The organism is Pseudomonas sp. MT92 (assembly GCF_058792515.1).
Genome location: NZ_JBXAFA010000018.1, coordinates 126325 through 142379, shown reverse-complemented (window position 1 = coordinate 142379; position 16055 = coordinate 126325). Strand labels below are relative to the sequence as shown.

The following is a 16055-nucleotide window of genomic DNA, read 5'->3' as shown; positions in this document are numbered from 1 at the left end:
CGCAATCCGCGTTACTGGATCGACATGGATGATGCAACGTTCAAGCAAATCGTCAGCGAAATGCATCAGCGCGTCGATGAAATCGATACGTTCGAGCGGCCGAACTTGATGGCCGGATACGTGACCTATGTCGACTGAGCGACAAAAAATGTGCGGTGTACTGGAGGGAGCGCACCTCACTCCGGCAACAACTGAACATGGCGCCCCCGCTGCACCTGCACTTTTTTGTGTCTGCGATATCGCGTAATGGTGGCTGTACGAGCCCCCACAAAAAAGCCCCGAACCAGTCGGGGCTTCTCTTTGCGCTCAGCCTTGCATCAGGCTTCGATACCGCAATCGATCATCAGAAAATGTTGATTGGGTAATCCACGAACACGCGCACTTCGTTACCGCTGACGTTGTACTCGCTCGACTTCTGCGAAACGCGCAGGACAGAGCTGCGCAGTTTCACGCTCAGGTCTTTGGCCGGGCCGCTTTGCACGACGTATTTGAACTGGTTGAAGATTTCGCGCTCAGTGCCGTCTGTGCTGGTGGAGGTGGTGATGTTGTCACCACGCACGTAGGCGAAGTTGTAGCTCAGGCCAGGAACACCGAAGGCGCCGAAGTCCAGGCCGTAGCCCAGTTGCCAGCTGCGTTCGTCTTCGGCGTTGAAGTCGGACCAGTAGGAGTTGGACAGGTAGATGGTGTTGCCACCGTCACCGACGCGACCCTGATCTTTCTGGTAGCCGCCGTAGGCGTAGCCCAGGTTGCTGTCGCCGGTGCTGCGCTGGTAGCCAAGGATGAACGAGTGTGGGCCGGTGGCGTATGTCGCCGCCAGGCTCCAGATCTTGTTGTCGTCGCCGGTGAGGTTGTTGTCGCGTACGTAAGAATCGTCCAGCTTGGTGCGGTAGCCGTTGAAGTCCAGGGTCAGGGACTGATCCTTGTCGATCGGGAACAGATAGTTGGCGTTCACGTATTGTTTCTTCAGTACGTCTTCGACGTCGGAAGCGTACAGCGCTGCCTTGAATTGCTCGGTGAACTGGTAGCTGCCGCCCAATACGTTGATCGACTTCAAGCCACCGCTGTCACGGCCTTCAGCGCTTTTGCGCGATTCGGCGGTGAAGCGACCGGCGTTCAGTTCCAGGCCTTTGATCTCCTTGGAGGTGATCAGGGTGCCGGTGTAGCTTTCCGGCAGCAGACGCACGTTGTCGTAGCTCAATACCGGCAGGGCCGGCATCTGGTCGCCGTAGGTCAGCGTGGTGCTGGAGAGACGGAATTTGACGGCGGCGCCGCCCTTGGACAGGTCGTTAGCCGGTTGGCCGCTGTCACCTTTTTTGAAAAAGTCGATGCCTTGGGCGCCGCTGCGGCTTTCACTGCGCTCCAGGTTGAGTGCGTACAGGCCGAACGCATCCACGCCCACGCCCACGGTGCCCTGGGTGAAGCCGGACGAGAACGTACCGATGGCCGCTTGGCCCCACTCGGATTTATCCGGGTTGCCGTCTTTGTAGTCACGGTTCATGTAGGCGTTGCGCAGCAGTACTTTGAGGCTGCTGTCCTCAACAAAACCCTTGGATTCGGCCTGGTCGTTAGCCATGGCCTGTGAAGTGCTCAAAATCCCCAGAGCGATCAGGCTGATTCGCTTGTTCAACATATTATTTTCCTTATTACGGGTAGGTACGCGCTGTGTCGAACGGCTGAAATGGCACTTTCGCGCTCTTTTTTCATTTCGCAAACAAAAAAGCCCGCCCACGATGAATCGCGGCGGGCCTTTTTATTATTTTGGATTATGGCAGTCAGCCACAGGCGTTGGGCCGAATCGTATCTGCGGCCTCAAGGGTGTGTCAATTTGATGAATCGTCTGTAATCAGGCAAAAATCGTCTAAGAAATGACTTTACTTGGCAGAAAACATCAAATGGTACAGCCATCGATTCGGCGGAAGGCACTTTTGCCGGCAGTGCCTGACGCAAGCGAGGTGAATGCCCTGCGGCTTGCTTTCCAAGCGATGGGCCGAGGTCGATGAGGGTGCTTCGGACATAAAAAAACGCTGCCATACCGGCAGCGTTCTTCGTTGATCAATCCGTTGTTTTTCTACTTATCCTTCCATCACATCCCACAACGCATCCAGCTCAGCCTCGCTGAACAAGCCAGCGGGGTAACGCTCGATTATCATCCGGCGCGGATCACTGTCTGCGATCTGACGCGTCCCATTGGACTTGAACCAGTGCGCCAGGATCTGGAGCGATTCGCTGGTTACTGCCAGGGGATGCAACGCCCGCTCGCTCACCACATTCACTTCGGCGTTCATTTCTGCGCTCTCTCCTGGTTTGTGAGCGGCCTGACTTTATCCAAGGTTTATGACAGAACAACTAAGTTCTCCCCCTCCCTGCATTGCACCATCACAGATACAAGAGCTATGCCAATGTGTGCAGGCAGCCGACAAGCGGATACAAAAAAGCCCGCAGTCCTGAAGGGCTGCGGGCTTGCCGTGAAACTGGACGCGAAAACGTTTGCCAGAACGAATTTGCAATCAACTCAAGCTGTTACAACTGCACTCACTCTTTGTGCGGCGCTGGCTGTTGTTGGGTAAGGCAGTGGATGTTACCGCCACCCAGTAACAGTTCGCGGCCTGGCACCATCACCACTTCGTGTTGCGGGAACAGGCTCTGCAAGATCTCTTTTGCCGGAGCATCCAGCGGGTCGTCGAAGCTCGGAGCGATGATGCCGCCGTTGACGATCAGGAAGTTCACGTAGGAACCGGCCAGACGAACAGTCGGGTTACGCTCCTGGGTGCCGTCCACCGGATCGACACCCGCGCATTCTTCCTCGGTCGCATACAGCGGTCCCGGAATCGGCATTTTGTGCACTGTAAAGGGGCGTCCCTTGGCGTCGGTGCTACTTTGCAGCACGTTCATCGCAGCCTGGCAACGCGGGTAGTTCGGATCCTGCGGATCATCGGTCCAGGCCAACAGTACTTCGCCCGGACGCACGTAACAGCAGAAGTTATCCACATGACCGTCGGTTTCGTCGTTGAACAGACCGTCCGGCAGCCAGATGATTTTATCCACAGCCAGATGTGCGCTGAGCACCGCTTCGATCTCTGCACGGTTCAGGTGCGGATTTCGATTGCGGTTGAGCAGGCATTCCTCGGTGGTGATCAGCGTACCTTCGCCATCGACGTGGATCGAACCGCCTTCAAGCACAAAGCCTTCAGTGCGATAGCGCGGGCTGCGCTCGATCTCGAGGATTTTGCCACCCACCTGCGAGTCGCGGTTCCACGGCGAATACAGGCCACCGTCAAAGCCGCCCCACGCATTGAAATCCCAGTTCACGCCACGGACTTCGCCGTTGTCGTTGATGACGAAAGTCGGGCCGGTATCCCGGACCCAGGCGTCGTCGCTGGACATCTCCACTACGCGGATATTCGGCGCGTCCAGACGGGCACGGGCGTTTTCATACTGGCCGGCGGAAACGGCCACGGTGACCGGTTCAAAACGGGCGATGGCCTTGGCCACCGCCACGTGCGCGGCTTGCGCCGGTTTGCCGCCCAGGCGCCAGTTGTCCGGGCGCTCGGGCCAGATCATCCAGGTCTGGGTTTGTGGTGCCCACTCGGCCGGCATGTAGAAGCCGTCTGCGCGAGGGGTGCTGTTCATAGTCGTCATGGCAGTCAGGACTCCAGGGATCCGTCGAGGGTTTTGATAGCACCATACAGGTTAGGGCGGCGGTCGCGGAAGGAGCCCCACGCGCTGCGTGTGTGTTCGAGTTTTTCGAGGTCGAAGGTGTGAACCAGAATGCCTTCTTCGGTTTCGTTGAGTTCCTGCACCTTCTCGCCGAACTGGTTGGCGATGAACGACGAACCATAAAAGGTAATGTCGTAACCGTCCTGTTCTTCGTTGCCGATGCGGTTACTGGCGATCAGCGGCATCAGGTTTGCGCCGGCGTGCCCCTGTTGTACGCGTTGCCAGTGATCGCGGGACGAAATGGTCTTGTCGTGGGGCTCGCTGCCGATGGCGGTCGGGTAGAACAGAATTTCCGCGCCTTGCAACGCCATGCTGCGCGCAGCCTCGGGGAACCACTGGTCCCAGCAGATGCCCACGCCGATTTTCGCGTAACGGGTATTCCAGACCTTGAAGCCGGTATCGCCCGGGTTGAAGTAGTACTTCTCGTGGTAACCAGGACCGTCCGGGATGTGGCTTTTACGATAAATCCCGAGGTTGCTGCCGTCAGCGTCGATGATCGCGATGCTGTTGAAACGAGCGCGGCCGGCCAATTCGTAGAAGCTGATTGGCAGCACCACTTGCAGTTCCCTGGCGACTTTCTGGAAATGCTTGATGGCGACGTTGTCTTCGACCGTCGTGGCCAGCTGCAGGTAATCCGGGTTCGGCTTCTGGCAGAAGTACGGCGCCTCGAACAGTTCCTGGATCAGGATGATCTGCGCGCCTTTGGCGGCGGCTTCACGGACCAGCCGTTCAGCGACTTCGATATTGCCTTCAAGGTCCCAGGAACAGGCCATCTGAGTGGCGGCGACGGTAACGTTACGGCTCATGAATCATCTCCGGGCAAGTGCGTGACGGTCGGGCATGGTTTATCCACGCCCTGGCATTGGCGACTTTATAGCCGATAAAAATCGGCTTTAAAAGCGACAAATATGCCTTACGTCTAAAAATACACACTTAAACCCGATAACAATCGAACTTATGCCGCCATTCCTGTGGAAACGAGCTTGCTCGCGATAGCGGTCTTTCAATCAAAACATCCGTGACTGACACGACCTCATCGCGAGCAGGCTCGCGCCTACAGGGGCGGTGTTTACAGGTCTTCCGAGAGCACCTTCGAGAGCATGTCCACAAAGAAATCCACGCTGCGGCGCGAAGTGACCATCGGCGGTTTGATCTTGAGGACGTTCAGGAAATCGCCCGTCGGCTGCATGAAGATCCCCAATTCGCGCAAACGATCGCACAGCGCGGTGGTTTCCTCGGTCGCCGGTTCCAGGGTTTCGCGGTTGCGGATCAATTCCACGCCCAGGTAGAACCCGGACCCGTGCACCGCGCCCACCAGCGGATGAATGTCGATCAGCGCTTCCAGACGCTCCTTGAAATAGCCGCCAACGACCTGAGCGTTTTCCCAGAGTTTTTCCTCTTCCATCACATCCAGCACCGCCATGCCGACCTGGCAACTCACCGGGCTGCCGCCGGCGGACGAGAAGAAATACCCCTCGGCTTCCAGTGCTTCGGCGATTTCCCGGCGAGTGATCACCGCCCCCAGAGGCTGGCCGTTACCCATGCCTTTGGCCATGGTGATGATGTCCGGCACCACGCCCTGTTCTTCGAAACCCCAGAAGAAATGGCCCATGCGCCCGTAACCGACTTGCACTTCGTCGGCGATGCACACACCGCCCCGGGCACGCACCATGGCATAGACCTGCTTCAGGTACCCCGGCGGCAACGAAATGCCACCGGCATTGCCATAAACCGGCTCGCAGATGAAGCCGGCCAACTGGCGTTTTTGTTCGGCGATTTTCGCCAGATTGTGTTCGACGCTGCGCACATAGTCCGGCGCACTGTCCGGGCCACGGAACTCGCCGCGATACGTGTTCGGTGCCGTCACCGGGTGCACCCAGTCCGGACGACTGCTCAAGGCTTTCGGGTTGTCGGCAATCGAGGTCGAGACCGCATCGGCGCCCACCGTCCAGCCGTGATAGGCCTCCAGCACGCTGAGCATGTCGCGGCCGCCGCTGTAGGCCCACGCCAGGCGGATCGCCAGGTCATTGGCCTCGCTGCCGCTGTTGACCAGGAAAACGCGGTCCATGGAGTCCGGCGCCAGCTTCAACAAGCGCTCGGAAAACTCGGCGACTGCCGCGTAGTTGAACCGTGAGTTGGTGTTCAGCAGCGACCACTGACGACTGGCGACCGCTGCCATGCGCGGATGGCCGTGCCCCAGCACCGCGACGTTGTTGAGCATGTCGAGGTAGGAGCGGCCCTGCATGTCGATCAGGTGGTTGCGCCAGCCGCGTTCAATGCGCGGCGGGTCGACGTAATAGTGTTTTTGCGTGCGGGCGAAACTGGCGTCGCGACGGGCCAACAGGGTGGGTGCGTCGAGTTCGGCTTCAGCATCGCAGGCCAGCCCCAGCAGCGCCGCCGGTGACGGGCACAACGCTTGCCAGGCGGCCGCACGTGAAGGCGTGCAGAACAACGGTGCTGTCACCGAGCCTCCACGAGTCAGTTGCACGATCAGCGGCCCGCTGACCGTACCCAGCACCTGTCCTTTGACCAGCGCCGCCCCGGTATGCAGTGACGGCGTGACGCCCTGGAGCCGCACGCTCAGTTGCGGGCCGTCGAGTTGCAACACGCCAGGCGACGGTTGATGGATCATGCCGGCAAACGGCGATTCGACCGCCGTGCCGTGGGGCACGCGCAGTTCGACATGCAACGGGCAGGTGTCCGGTTCGATGGCGCTGTCCGGTCGGGTGCGGGACAAGCGGTATTGCCCGTAACGACTGGCCGCCAGGCCGTGTGCGGCGGCGGCTTCGTTCAATAGCCGCTGATCCACGCCCTCCTGCTCCCAGTTACCGGCGTCGAAATGCGGGCTGAGCACACCCAGATCGATCAACGCAAACTCGCGACCGACCAGGCTTGGCAGCAGCGGCGCGAAGCCTTCGCTGCCAATTTCCGGCAGGTTCTGGCCCACCGACGTCAGGATCGCCGCTTCCATCAAGGCCAAGGGCACCGACGTGGCGACGCGGAAAATTTCCCACTCGTGAGTCAGGTTGTCACGACTGTAATAATTGCCCGGATCGATGCTGACTTGCTGCTCACCACTGAGCACCAACACCGCCGCACGAGCGACGATCAGCGGCCACAACGCCAGCAGTTCTTCATGGGTCAGCGGATTGACCGCGTGATAAGCCTGCACCGCCGGCAAAATGCAGAACGGGTCGCCGTCGGCGTGATGCAGCAACGCCGCGCAGGTGACCGACAGGTCGGTGATGCGCCAAGTGCGGATCAAATCACCGAAATCGATCACGCCCTGCAGCTGCCAGTGGCGTTGCGAGTCCCGTTGCCACACCACGTTATCGTCGGTGATGTCCATATGGATGGCCTGCACCGGCAGCTTGTCCACCAGTGGCTGCAAATGGCGTTCAGCCTGCTCCGCCGCTTCGGCGATCAACTGGCGCTGAGTGTCGTCCTGGATCACCGGCAACAAATGCGCGATCAACGCCTGAGCATGGCGAGCGTCCCACTGCAGGGTGCGCTCCAGCCCCGGATGATCGAAAGCCGCCAGCGCCAGGTCCATCTCGCCGCACAAGCGACCGAAACCGGCCACCACCGTGCGATTGAAATGGTCCAGATGGGTCAGGGACTGGCCTTCGATGTAGTCCAGCAAACGCACGTGTACCGCTTGGCCACCGACTTCCAGCGTCAGCAGGTCCGCGCCACTCTTCGCGGGAATCACCCGCGGCACGTGCACATCCGGGTGTTCGCCCAGATGTTTGAGTCCGGCATGCTGGGCTTGCAGTTCCAGTGCCGAATAGTCGCCCCGGCAGATTTTCAGGACGAAACGGCCCTGGTCGCTGTCAACGCGGTAATTCAGATCCTGCTGGCTGCCAAGGGCCTGCAACCTTCCGCCGAGCCCGTAATGCTCCTGCAACAGCTCAAGCGCTTGCTCCGCAGAGACTTGCGGACTGGGCAAACTGGCGCGATGAATCAACGTGGCGAGCGGCATACAACGACCCCTGAAATATTATTAGGCGCCTATATCGCCACTGCTTGGGGCGATACGCAACCCCCTTCACCCGTCTGACGACGGGCCGGCCGGGTAAACGGAAAAAGAAAAATGACGCGCCACTCGTCTTGAACAAGACTCTACGCAAGAATGTCGACCATCTACGCCTAGCACTGGAGAAGCACCATGAATGTAGTCACCACCGACCTGCCCGGTGTTCTGATCATCGAACCCAAGGTGTTTGGTGACGAGCGGGGGTTCTTTTACGAAAGCTTCAACGCAAAGGCTTTCGAAGAAGCGACCGGCCTGAACACCCCGTTCGTTCAGGACAATCACTCGCGCTCGCAAAAAGGCGTGCTTCGTGGCCTGCATTACCAACTGCAAAACACGCAGGGCAAGCTGGTTCGAGTCACGGCCGGTGAAGTGCTCGACGTCGCCGTGGACATCCGCCGCAGCTCGCCGCATTTCGGAAAATGGGTCGCGGTGCGTCTGTCCGCCGCCAATAATCGCCAGCTCTGGATTCCTGAAGGCTTTGCCCATGGCTTCGTGGTGTTGAGCGACAACGCCGAATTCCTCTACAAGACCACCGACTACTACAACCCGTCGGCCGAACGCTGCATTCGTTGGGATGACCCGGACCTGGCCATCGACTGGCAACTGGACGCCGCACCGCAACTGTCGGCCAAGGATAAGGTCGGGGCATTGCTCAAGGACGCCGAAGTATTTGCCTGAAACCCGACCTGAAGCTTCACCGCGCAGGCGCACCTGCCCCCAGGTGCGCAGACTGCGCCCGCAAGCCTAGGCATAATGCGCCTGTACCCACAGGCGCTCGATGCTTATGACCCCGACCCTCCCCCGCAGACCTCGCTGGCGCAGCCTGGCGCTGCTCGCCTTGTGCCTGGCGCCGTTGTTGTGGCCGCTGGAGCATCTGGCCGAGCGCTATTACCGCAGCGAGCTGGCCAGCCAGAACCGGCAGACCCTCGATCTCTATGTCGCCAACCTGCTGGGCACCCTGCATCGCTATGAGGTACTGCCGCAGATCCTCGGCGATCTGCCGGCCCTGCGCGCCGTGCTCGGTGCGCCAGACGACGGCGTCACCCAAGGCAACGCCAACCGCCTGCTGAAGAACATCAGCGCCCAGACCGGGGCCGAAGTCATGTACCTGATGGACACCACAGGCAAGACCCTGGCCGCGTCCAACTGGGACAAGCACGACAGCTTCGTCGGCCGTAACTTTGCCTTCCGCCCGTACTTCAGCGAAGCCATGGCCGGCCGGCTCGGGCGCTTTTTCGGGCTGGGCACCACGTCCGCCAAACGCGGCTACTTCTTCGCCGCAGCAGTGCGTGAGGGCGAGAAAATCATTGGCGTGCTGGTGGTGAAGGTTGACCTCGACCACACCGAAAGCCTGTGGGGCAAAACCCCGGAACAGCTGCTGCTGACCGACCATAACGGCGTCGTCATCATCACCTCGCGACCGGAATGGCGCTTTCGCGCGACCCGGCCGCTGAACGATGAAGAGAGCAAGGCGATCACCGCGATCCAGCCTTATCCGACGCGCGAGCCAAAGCCCTTGAATCTCAACCCCAACGCCTGGCTGACCCAGACCCAGTCGATCGCGGAAACCGGCTGGGACGTCAGCATTCTCGCGCCGCGCACCCTGATTGACCGCCCCGTGCGCACGGTCGTCGCCATCGGTGGCGCGACGCTGTTGGTGCTGATGCTGTTGCTCGGCCTGATGATGCAGCGCCGCCGCCATTACCTCGACCGAATCGCATTCGAGGCCAAGGCCCGACGCGAACTGGAAGCCCGGGTCGCCGAGCGCACCAGCGATCTGGAAGGCCTCAACCGTCGACTCAAACAGGAAGTGCTGGAGCGCGAACAGGCCCAGCAGGAACTGGTGCGCGCCCAGGACGATCTGGTGCAGGCCGGCAAACTGTCGGCGCTGGGCACGATGTCGGCGAGCATCAGCCACGAACTCAACCAACCGCTGGCCGCGATTCGCAGCTACGCGGAAAACGCTGAAGTACTGCTCGATCACCAGCGCACCGACGACGCCCGGAGCAATCTCAAATTGATCAGCGAATTGACCGGGCGCATGGCCTCGATCATCGCCCATCTGCGCGCCTTTGCCCGCCGTGATCGCCACGCCCCGGAAAGCGTCGCCCTGCAACCGGCGCTGGACGATGCCCTGGCGTTGCTGGCCAAGCGCCGGCGCAGCATGGAGGTCGAACTGATCCGCGATTTACCCGCCGCCACCCTGTGGGTCGAGGCCGGGGAAACCCGTCTGCGCCAGGTGCTCGGCAATCTGCTGGCCAACGCCCTGGACGCCCTGACGGAAAAAGGCCCGCCGCGCAAACTCTGGCTAAGTGCCCAATCCACCGCTGACGGCGTCCACCTGTACATTCGCGACAACGGCCCCGGCTTTTGCATGGAAGCCCTTGGCCGCGCCAGCGAACCCTTCTACACCACCAAGACCCGCACCCAGGGCCTTGGACTGGGGCTGGCGATCTGCGAAACCCTGATGCGCGCCTTCGGTGGTGAACTGTCGTTCGCCAACCACAAGGAAGGTGGCGCATTGATTACCCTGAAGCTGCGCGCAGGCGCACCGGGTGTGAGCCTGCAACCGTCCGAGGACCGAAGTGCATGACCATCGACAACCGCATCCAGGTCGTGTTGATCGACGACGATCCCCACCTGCGCCAGGCCTTGAGCCAGACGCTGGATCTGGCCGGCCTGAAAATCCTGCCGCTGGCCGAAGCCAAGGGCCTGGCTGCACAGCTGGAACGCGACTGGCCAGGCGTTGTGGTCAGCGATATCCGCATGCCGGGCATGGACGGCCTGGAACTGCTGACTGAACTCCACGCCCAGGACCCGGAGTTGCCGGTGCTGCTGATTACCGGTCACGGTGACGTACCACTGGCGGTGCAAGCCATGCGCGCCGGCGCCTACGACTTCCTGGAAAAACCTTTCGCCAGCGACGCCCTGCTCGACAGTGTGCGCCGCGCCCTGGCCTTGCGCCGACTGGTGCTGGACAACCGCAGCCTGCGTCTGGCCCTGAGCGATCGCAATGAATTGACCACCCGTCTGGTGGGGCAATCGCCCTCGATGCTGCGCCTGCGCGAACAGATCGGCGCCTTGGCGGCCACCAAGGCCGACGTGCTGATCCTTGGCGAAACCGGGGCCGGTAAAGAGGTGGTCGCGCGGGCGCTGCATGACCTGTCGAATCGGCGCAATGGTCCGTTCGTGGCGATCAACGCCGGCGCACTGGCCGAATCGGTGGTCGAAAGCGAGCTGTTCGGTCACGAGCCGGGCGCCTTCACAGGGGCGCAGAAGCGTCGCATCGGCAAGTTCGAATTCGCCAACGGCGGCACGCTGTTCCTCGATGAAATCGAAAGCATGAGCCTGGATGTGCAGGTGAAGTTGCTGCGTTTGCTGCAAGAACGGGTGGTCGAACGCCTGGGTGGCAATCAACTGATCCCGCTGGACATCCGTATCATCGCCGCCACCAAGGAAGACCTGCGCCAGTCTGCCGATCAAGGACGTTTTCGCGCCGACTTGTATTACCGACTGAACGTCGCACCGCTGCGTATTCCGCCCCTGCGCGAGCGCGGCGAAGATGCCTTGATGCTGTTCCAGCATTTTGCCGATGAAGCCAGCGCCCGCCATGGCTTGCCGACCCACGAGCTGCAACCTGGGCAACGCGCGCAGCTGTTGCGTCACACCTGGCCCGGCAACGTGCGCGAACTGCAAAACGCCGCCGAACGCTTCGCCCTCGGCCTGGAGCTGGCCCTGGACAACTCAGAGCCGCAAGAGACGGCCGGGGCGCCGCTGGCGGTGGTCAGCGGTGGCCTGAGCGAACAAGTGGAAAACTTCGAAAAGACCCTGATCGCCGCCGAACTGGCGCGCTCGCACAGTTCGCTGCGCAGCGTCGCCGAAGCCTTGGGCATTCCACGCAAGACCTTGCACGACAAGCTGCGCAAGCACGGCCTGAGCTTCGCCGACAGCGGCGTCTCCAGCCACACCGACGAACTCGATTGACCCACTGTCTAATCATCCACTTCAAACATGAGGCCCCGAATGAACCGCGACAGTCGTTACCTGGAAACCGTCCTCCATCACGACATCCCCCTCACGCGGGACATGGGCCTCAAAGTGCTCGACTGGCACGATCAGCAGCTGCGCTTGTATTTGCCGCTGGACGCCAACGTCAACCACAAGAGCACCATGTTCGGCGGCAGCCTGTATTGCGGCGCGGTACTGGCCGGCTGGGGCTGGCTGCATTTGCGACTGAAGGAAGAAGGGATTGAAGACGGGCACATCGTGATTCAGGAAGGGCAGATCAGCTACCCGCTCCCTGTGACCGGCGATGCGAACGCCATTTGCCAGGCGCCGAGTGCAGCGGTGTGGAAGAAATTCCTGACCATGTACCAGCGTTACGGCCGGGCGCGTTTGACACTGCATACCCGGGTCGTGAATGCGGGAAGCGAGGAAGATGCCGTGACGTTCACCGGGCAGTACGTACTGCACCGCTGAACGTGAGGACGATGCAAAACCCTGTGGCGAGCGAGCTTGCTCCCTCGCCTCAGATCTAAGAAAACGTCAGGAGCGGGCCAGCTCGAGCAATTTCTCCCGCCACGCCGCCTTCGCCGGCAGTGCCAAAAAGAACTCATTCAACAACGATTCCCGGGCCGGATAGCTGAAAGGCGCACCGCTCAGCTCCAGCACCTCGCCACCCGCCCCTTCCAGCACGCCTTGCGCGGCCGCCGTGTCCCACTGCGAGGTGGGTGCCAGGCGCGGATAACAATCCGCCGCCCCTTCGGCCAACAGACAAAACTTCAATGAACTGCCGATATTGGCCAGTTCCAACTCACCCAGACTGGCGCTCAACCCGGCCAGCAAACGTTCTTGCTCAGGGCTGGAATGGCGACGGCTGGCGACCACTGTGAACGACGCACCCGCCGGCGGCACTTCGCGAACCTGAATCGGCAGCGGCGCTTCGCCCCTGTCACCACGCCACGCGCCCAACCCGGCACCGCCCACGTAAAAGCGACCATTGGTCGGCATCGACACCACACCAAACACCACACGGCCCTGTTCGATCAGGGCGATGTTGACGGTGAACTCTTCACTGCCGGAAATGAACTCTTTGGTTCCATCCAAAGGGTCTACCAACCACCAGCGCTGCCACCCGGCGCGCACGCTCCGGGGGATGTTGGCGTCCTCTTCGGACAGCACCGGGATGCTCGGATCGAGTGCCGTCAGCCCGGCCAGAATCAGGTGATGGGCAGCCAGGTCGGCGGCGGTCACCGGAGAGTCGTCAGCCTTGGTCGTCACCGCTGTGCCTGCGCGCCAGAACGGCAGGATCGCTTCGCCCGCCTGCAACGCCAGTTCGACCACCGGCGCCATCAATGGATGAGGGAAATTCATGGCAGGAACACTCCGCGTTGAGTCAGCAAGTCACGGGCCAGGTACAGCGCCGCCAAGGCTCGCCCCTCAGTGAACTGTGGGTTTTGCACCAGAGTGGACAGCTCGCGCAGATTGACCTTGCTCTGGCCCATCGGCTCCGGCTCGTCACCCTCCAGACGCTCCTCATAAAGATCGGTGGCCAGCACCACCTGGATTTTCTGGCTCATGTAGCCGGGCGACAACGACAACTCGGTCAGATGCTCCAATTGCCGGGCACCAAAACCCGCCTCTTCCTTGAGCTCCCGTTCGGCCGCCGCCAGCACGTCTTCACCCGGCTCGATCAAGCCTTTGGGCAGTGACAGTTCGTAGGCATCGGTGCCGCCGCAATACTCTTCGACCAGCACCGCATGCTCGGCGTCGAGCATCGCCACGACCATCACCGCGCCATACCCGGCGCCCTTGCCGACCAATCGCTCATAAGTGCGCTCCACGCCGTTGGAAAAGCGCAGCTTCAGTTCTTCGACACAGAACAAACGGCTGGTGGCGACGATCTCGCGGGCGAGGACGGTGGGTTTCTGGCGCATGAGCGGCTCCTGGGCAATAGCGGGTTACTATACCCGGCCTATCCTGATTGTTGTCTTCGGATACCTTTTTTACCGCTGGAGAAGTTTTTTATGCCCCTGCTGCCCTGGCACGACATCGACACCGTTCTGCTGGACATGGACGGCACGCTGCTGGATCTGCACTTCGACAACCATTTCTGGCTGGAGCACCTGCCTCAGCGTTATGCCGATTTGCACGGGGTCAGCCGGGCCATGGCCGAGCTGGAACTGCAACCGCTGTTCGAACGCAATGCCGGTCTGTTGCAGTGGTACTGCCTGGATTTCTGGAGTGCCGAACTCAAGCTGCCAGTGCGCGAATTGAAACTGGAAACCGCGCACCTGATCGCCCTGCGCCCGGATGCGGACACCTTCCTGGCGGCGATCAAACGGGCGGGTAAACGCGTGGTACTGATCACCAATGCCCACCGCGACTCCCTGTCATTGAAACTCGAAAGAATCGAACTGGCGCCCTACTTCGAACGCTTGATCAGCTCCCACGACTACGGTTTCCCCAAGGAAAACCCGCAGTTTTGGCAGGCGTTACAAGCTGACATCAAGTTCGATCCGGCACGCAGCCTGTTTATCGACGACACCCTGCCGATCCTGCGCAGTGCCCGGGAATTCGGCGTGACGCATTTGCTGGCGGTGAAAGAGCCGGACAGCAGAAAGGGGCCGAAGGACACGGCAGAGTTTGCGGCGGTGGAGGATTATCGGGTGCTTATCGAAGGCCTCTGAGACCGAGGCTCCGGCATCGCGGGCAAGCCACGCTCCCACAGGATTGCGTATAACCTGTGGGAGCGTGGCTTGCCCTCGATGGTCATCACACTGGCTAAAGCCTTACTCGGGAATCCGCAACGACTGCCCCGGATAGATCTTGTTCACATCCTTGAGCATCGGCTTGTTGGCTTCGAAGATTTTGTTGTACAGGTTGGCGTTGCCATACACGCGCAGGGAGATGGCGCTCAGCGTGTCACCCTTCTCGACCACGACAAACTTGGCGGCCACGACGACGGGGCCGGTCACGGTGATCTGGTCGTCAACGCCGCTGACACCCGCCACGTTGCCCAGCGCCAGGAGGATTTTTTCCTTCTCTTCCTGCGTATTCGCTTCGCCGCTGGCAATGACTTTATCGCCCTCGACCTTCACCTGAATCTTCGACGTGTCGATCCCCGTCAGCGCACTTTGCACGTGCCTGGTCAACGCTTCACTGTTGGCCTCAGCCTTGTCCGGCGTCAGCGCATCGAGGATTTTTTCACCGGCTTCTTTTAGAAAACTGAACAGGCTCATCGGGTGCTCTCCATGGGAATTAAGTGTTCAGACGCAAAAGCCTAGACCACCCCTGTGGCTTGTGGATCCAACCCGACCAATGACGCCGCCTTCCCCCGGCGATAGAATCCGTACTTGCTCAACCCCCTGGAGCCGCCCTGGAGCGAAGATGGACATCAAGCAGCTGAAATTCCTCATCGCTCTCGACGAAACACGCCACTTCGGCCAGGCCGCCGCGCGCTGCCACATCACCCAGCCAACCCTGTCCATGCGCCTGCGCAACCTCGAAGAAGAACTCGACTTGCCGCTGGTCAATCGCGGTCAGCGCTTCGAAGGCTTTACCGCACCGGGCGAGCGGGTGCTGGCCTGGGCGCGCACGGTGTTGGCTGCCTACGATGGCCTTTACGCCGAGGCCGCCGCCTGTCGCGGCAACCTGGTCGGTACGTTGCGCCTGGGCGTGGTGCCGTTGTCGAGTTTCGACCCACTGCCGCTGCTGCAACGCCTGCACGCGCAACACCCGAACCTGCGCTTTGAGCTGTCGGCGTTGAGCTCCGAGCAGATCCTCGAACAACTGGCGAATAATCGACTGGATATCGGCGTCTCTTACCTGGAACGCCTGGACAGCGAACGCTTCGAGTCGCTGACGTTCAGCGAAGCACGCATGGGCCTGCTTTACGATCAGCGCTTCTTCAACTTCGGCGAGTCGCCACTGACCTGGGAATCGTTGATCGAACTGCCGCTGGGTATGCTCACCAGTGGCATGCACTTTCGCCAGTCCATCGACCACAACTTCCACATCCGAGGCCTGACGCCGCAACCGTTGCTGCAAACCGACGCAGTGCATCAATTGTTTCAGGCAGTGCACGGGGGTCTGTGCTGTGCCGTGATGCCGCTGGATGGCGGTTTTGAACAACTCACCGACCATCTGCGCCTGCACCCCATCGACGATGCCCAGACCCTGGCCCGACTGGGGTTGATCATGCGGCGCAGCGCCCCACGATCGGCGCTGGCGGAAGCGTGTTTTGCGATCCTGCAACAATCGCTGGCGAAGGCTTGATCGACGCCATCTATCGGTGGATCAG

The 16055-nt window shown here is 60.8% G+C and carries 14 protein-coding genes; 6 read left to right on the top strand and 8 right to left on the bottom strand.

The genetic code is table 11. The annotated features are described in order from the left end of the window. Positions 1-343: 343 nt before the first annotated feature. The 5 genes from AC1Q6D_RS28365 to AC1Q6D_RS28345 all read right to left on the bottom strand — a co-directional run bounded on the left by AC1Q6D_RS28365 (position 344) and on the right by AC1Q6D_RS28345 (position 7699). Complete coding sequence (locus AC1Q6D_RS28365; protein ID WP_103406022.1) at positions 344-1630, bottom strand: OprD family porin; 1287 nt, start codon at positions 1628-1630, stop codon at positions 344-346. A gap of 442 nt (positions 1631-2072) precedes the next feature. Continuing rightward, positions 2073-2285 (bottom strand): hypothetical protein, encoded by a 213-nt coding sequence (locus AC1Q6D_RS28360; RefSeq protein WP_047536271.1) that lies wholly within the window; start codon positions 2283-2285, stop codon positions 2073-2075. 247 nt (positions 2286-2532) lie between these two features. Further along, positions 2533-3639: an agmatine deiminase gene (gene aguA / locus AC1Q6D_RS28355; protein WP_103406023.1), complete on the bottom strand. Its 1107-nt coding sequence runs from the start codon at positions 3637-3639 to the stop codon at positions 2533-2535. 5 nt (positions 3640-3644) lie between these two features. Beyond that, positions 3645-4523, bottom strand: coding sequence for an N-carbamoylputrescine amidase (gene aguB / locus AC1Q6D_RS28350; RefSeq protein ID WP_090465808.1), 879 nt, complete (start codon positions 4521-4523; stop codon positions 3645-3647). Between the two features lie 263 nt (positions 4524-4786). Continuing rightward, positions 4787-7699: an aminotransferase gene (locus AC1Q6D_RS28345; RefSeq protein ID WP_103406024.1), complete on the bottom strand. Its 2913-nt coding sequence runs from the start codon at positions 7697-7699 to the stop codon at positions 4787-4789. Positions 7700-7885: 186 nt separating this feature from the next. Between AC1Q6D_RS28345 and rfbC the strand changes: the two genes are divergently transcribed. The 4 genes from rfbC (at position 7886) to AC1Q6D_RS28325 (ending at position 12232) form a co-directional block, all read left to right on the top strand. Then, positions 7886-8431 (top strand): dTDP-4-dehydrorhamnose 3,5-epimerase, encoded by a 546-nt coding sequence (gene rfbC / locus AC1Q6D_RS28340; RefSeq protein WP_103406025.1) that lies wholly within the window; start codon positions 7886-7888, stop codon positions 8429-8431. A gap of 106 nt (positions 8432-8537) precedes the next feature. After that, complete coding sequence (locus AC1Q6D_RS28335) at positions 8538-10346, top strand: sensor histidine kinase (RefSeq protein ID WP_103406026.1); 1809 nt, start codon at positions 8538-8540, stop codon at positions 10344-10346. Continuing rightward, on the top strand, positions 10343-11737 hold the full coding sequence (locus AC1Q6D_RS28330) for a sigma-54-dependent transcriptional regulator (RefSeq protein ID WP_103406027.1): 1395 nt from the start codon (positions 10343-10345) through the stop codon (positions 11735-11737). Before AC1Q6D_RS28335 ends, AC1Q6D_RS28330 begins: the two co-directional genes overlap by 4 nt. Positions 11738-11776: 39 nt before the next feature. Beyond that, positions 11777-12232, top strand: coding sequence for a YiiD C-terminal domain-containing protein (locus AC1Q6D_RS28325; protein ID WP_047536259.1), 456 nt, complete (start codon positions 11777-11779; stop codon positions 12230-12232). A gap of 66 nt (positions 12233-12298) precedes the next feature. On the opposite strand, the gene cysQ is transcribed toward AC1Q6D_RS28325, so the two are convergent. Next, positions 12299-13126 (bottom strand): 3'(2'),5'-bisphosphate nucleotidase CysQ, encoded by an 828-nt coding sequence (cysQ, locus tag AC1Q6D_RS28320; protein ID WP_103406028.1) that lies wholly within the window; start codon positions 13124-13126, stop codon positions 12299-12301. Beyond that, complete coding sequence (nudE, locus tag AC1Q6D_RS28315) at positions 13123-13689, bottom strand: ADP compounds hydrolase NudE (protein WP_090465821.1); 567 nt, start codon at positions 13687-13689, stop codon at positions 13123-13125. Before nudE ends, cysQ begins: the two co-directional genes overlap by 4 nt. Positions 13690-13779: 90 nt before the next feature. On the opposite strand from nudE, the gene yrfG reads away from it, so the two are divergent. Then, on the top strand, positions 13780-14442 hold the full coding sequence (gene yrfG, locus AC1Q6D_RS28310; RefSeq protein ID WP_103406029.1) for a GMP/IMP nucleotidase: 663 nt from the start codon (positions 13780-13782) through the stop codon (positions 14440-14442). Between the two features lie 102 nt (positions 14443-14544). Here yrfG and lysM read toward each other — a convergent pair whose 3' ends face one another. Further along, positions 14545-14994 carry a peptidoglycan-binding protein LysM gene (gene lysM, locus AC1Q6D_RS28305; protein ID WP_103406030.1) on the bottom strand — a complete coding sequence of 150 codons (450 nt, stop codon included), beginning with the start codon at positions 14992-14994 and terminating at the stop codon, positions 14545-14547. Between the two features lie 148 nt (positions 14995-15142). Between lysM and AC1Q6D_RS28300 the strand changes: the two genes are divergently transcribed. Next, positions 15143-16030, top strand: a complete 888-nt coding sequence (locus tag AC1Q6D_RS28300; protein WP_103406031.1) for a LysR family transcriptional regulator — start codon at positions 15143-15145, stop codon at positions 16028-16030. Positions 16031-16055: the final 25 nt, after the last annotated feature.

Coding starts and splice junctions, on each gene's coding strand:
- yrfG (WP_103406029.1), top strand. CDS start 13,780: ATGCCCCTGCTGCCCTGGCACGACATCGACACCGTTCTGCTGGACATG.
- lysM (WP_103406030.1), bottom strand. CDS start 14,994: ATGAGCCTGTTCAGTTTTCTAAAAGAAGCCGGTGAAAAAATCCTCGAT.
- AC1Q6D_RS28300 (WP_103406031.1), top strand. CDS start 15,143: ATGGACATCAAGCAGCTGAAATTCCTCATCGCTCTCGACGAAACACGC.
- nudE (WP_090465821.1), bottom strand. CDS start 13,689: ATGCGCCAGAAACCCACCGTCCTCGCCCGCGAGATCGTCGCCACCAGC.
- aguB (WP_090465808.1), bottom strand. CDS start 4,523: ATGAGCCGTAACGTTACCGTCGCCGCCACTCAGATGGCCTGTTCCTGG.
- AC1Q6D_RS28360 (WP_047536271.1), bottom strand. CDS start 2,285: ATGAACGCCGAAGTGAATGTGGTGAGCGAGCGGGCGTTGCATCCCCTG.
- AC1Q6D_RS28330 (WP_103406027.1), top strand. CDS start 10,343: ATGACCATCGACAACCGCATCCAGGTCGTGTTGATCGACGACGATCCC.
- rfbC (WP_103406025.1), top strand. CDS start 7,886: ATGAATGTAGTCACCACCGACCTGCCCGGTGTTCTGATCATCGAACCC.
- AC1Q6D_RS28335 (WP_103406026.1), top strand. CDS start 8,538: ATGACCCCGACCCTCCCCCGCAGACCTCGCTGGCGCAGCCTGGCGCTG.
- AC1Q6D_RS28345 (WP_103406024.1), bottom strand. CDS start 7,699: ATGCCGCTCGCCACGTTGATTCATCGCGCCAGTTTGCCCAGTCCGCAA.
- aguA (WP_103406023.1), bottom strand. CDS start 3,639: ATGACGACTATGAACAGCACCCCTCGCGCAGACGGCTTCTACATGCCG.
- AC1Q6D_RS28365 (WP_103406022.1), bottom strand. CDS start 1,630: ATGTTGAACAAGCGAATCAGCCTGATCGCTCTGGGGATTTTGAGCACT.
- AC1Q6D_RS28325 (WP_047536259.1), top strand. CDS start 11,777: ATGAACCGCGACAGTCGTTACCTGGAAACCGTCCTCCATCACGACATC.
- cysQ (WP_103406028.1), bottom strand. CDS start 13,126: ATGAATTTCCCTCATCCATTGATGGCGCCGGTGGTCGAACTGGCGTTG.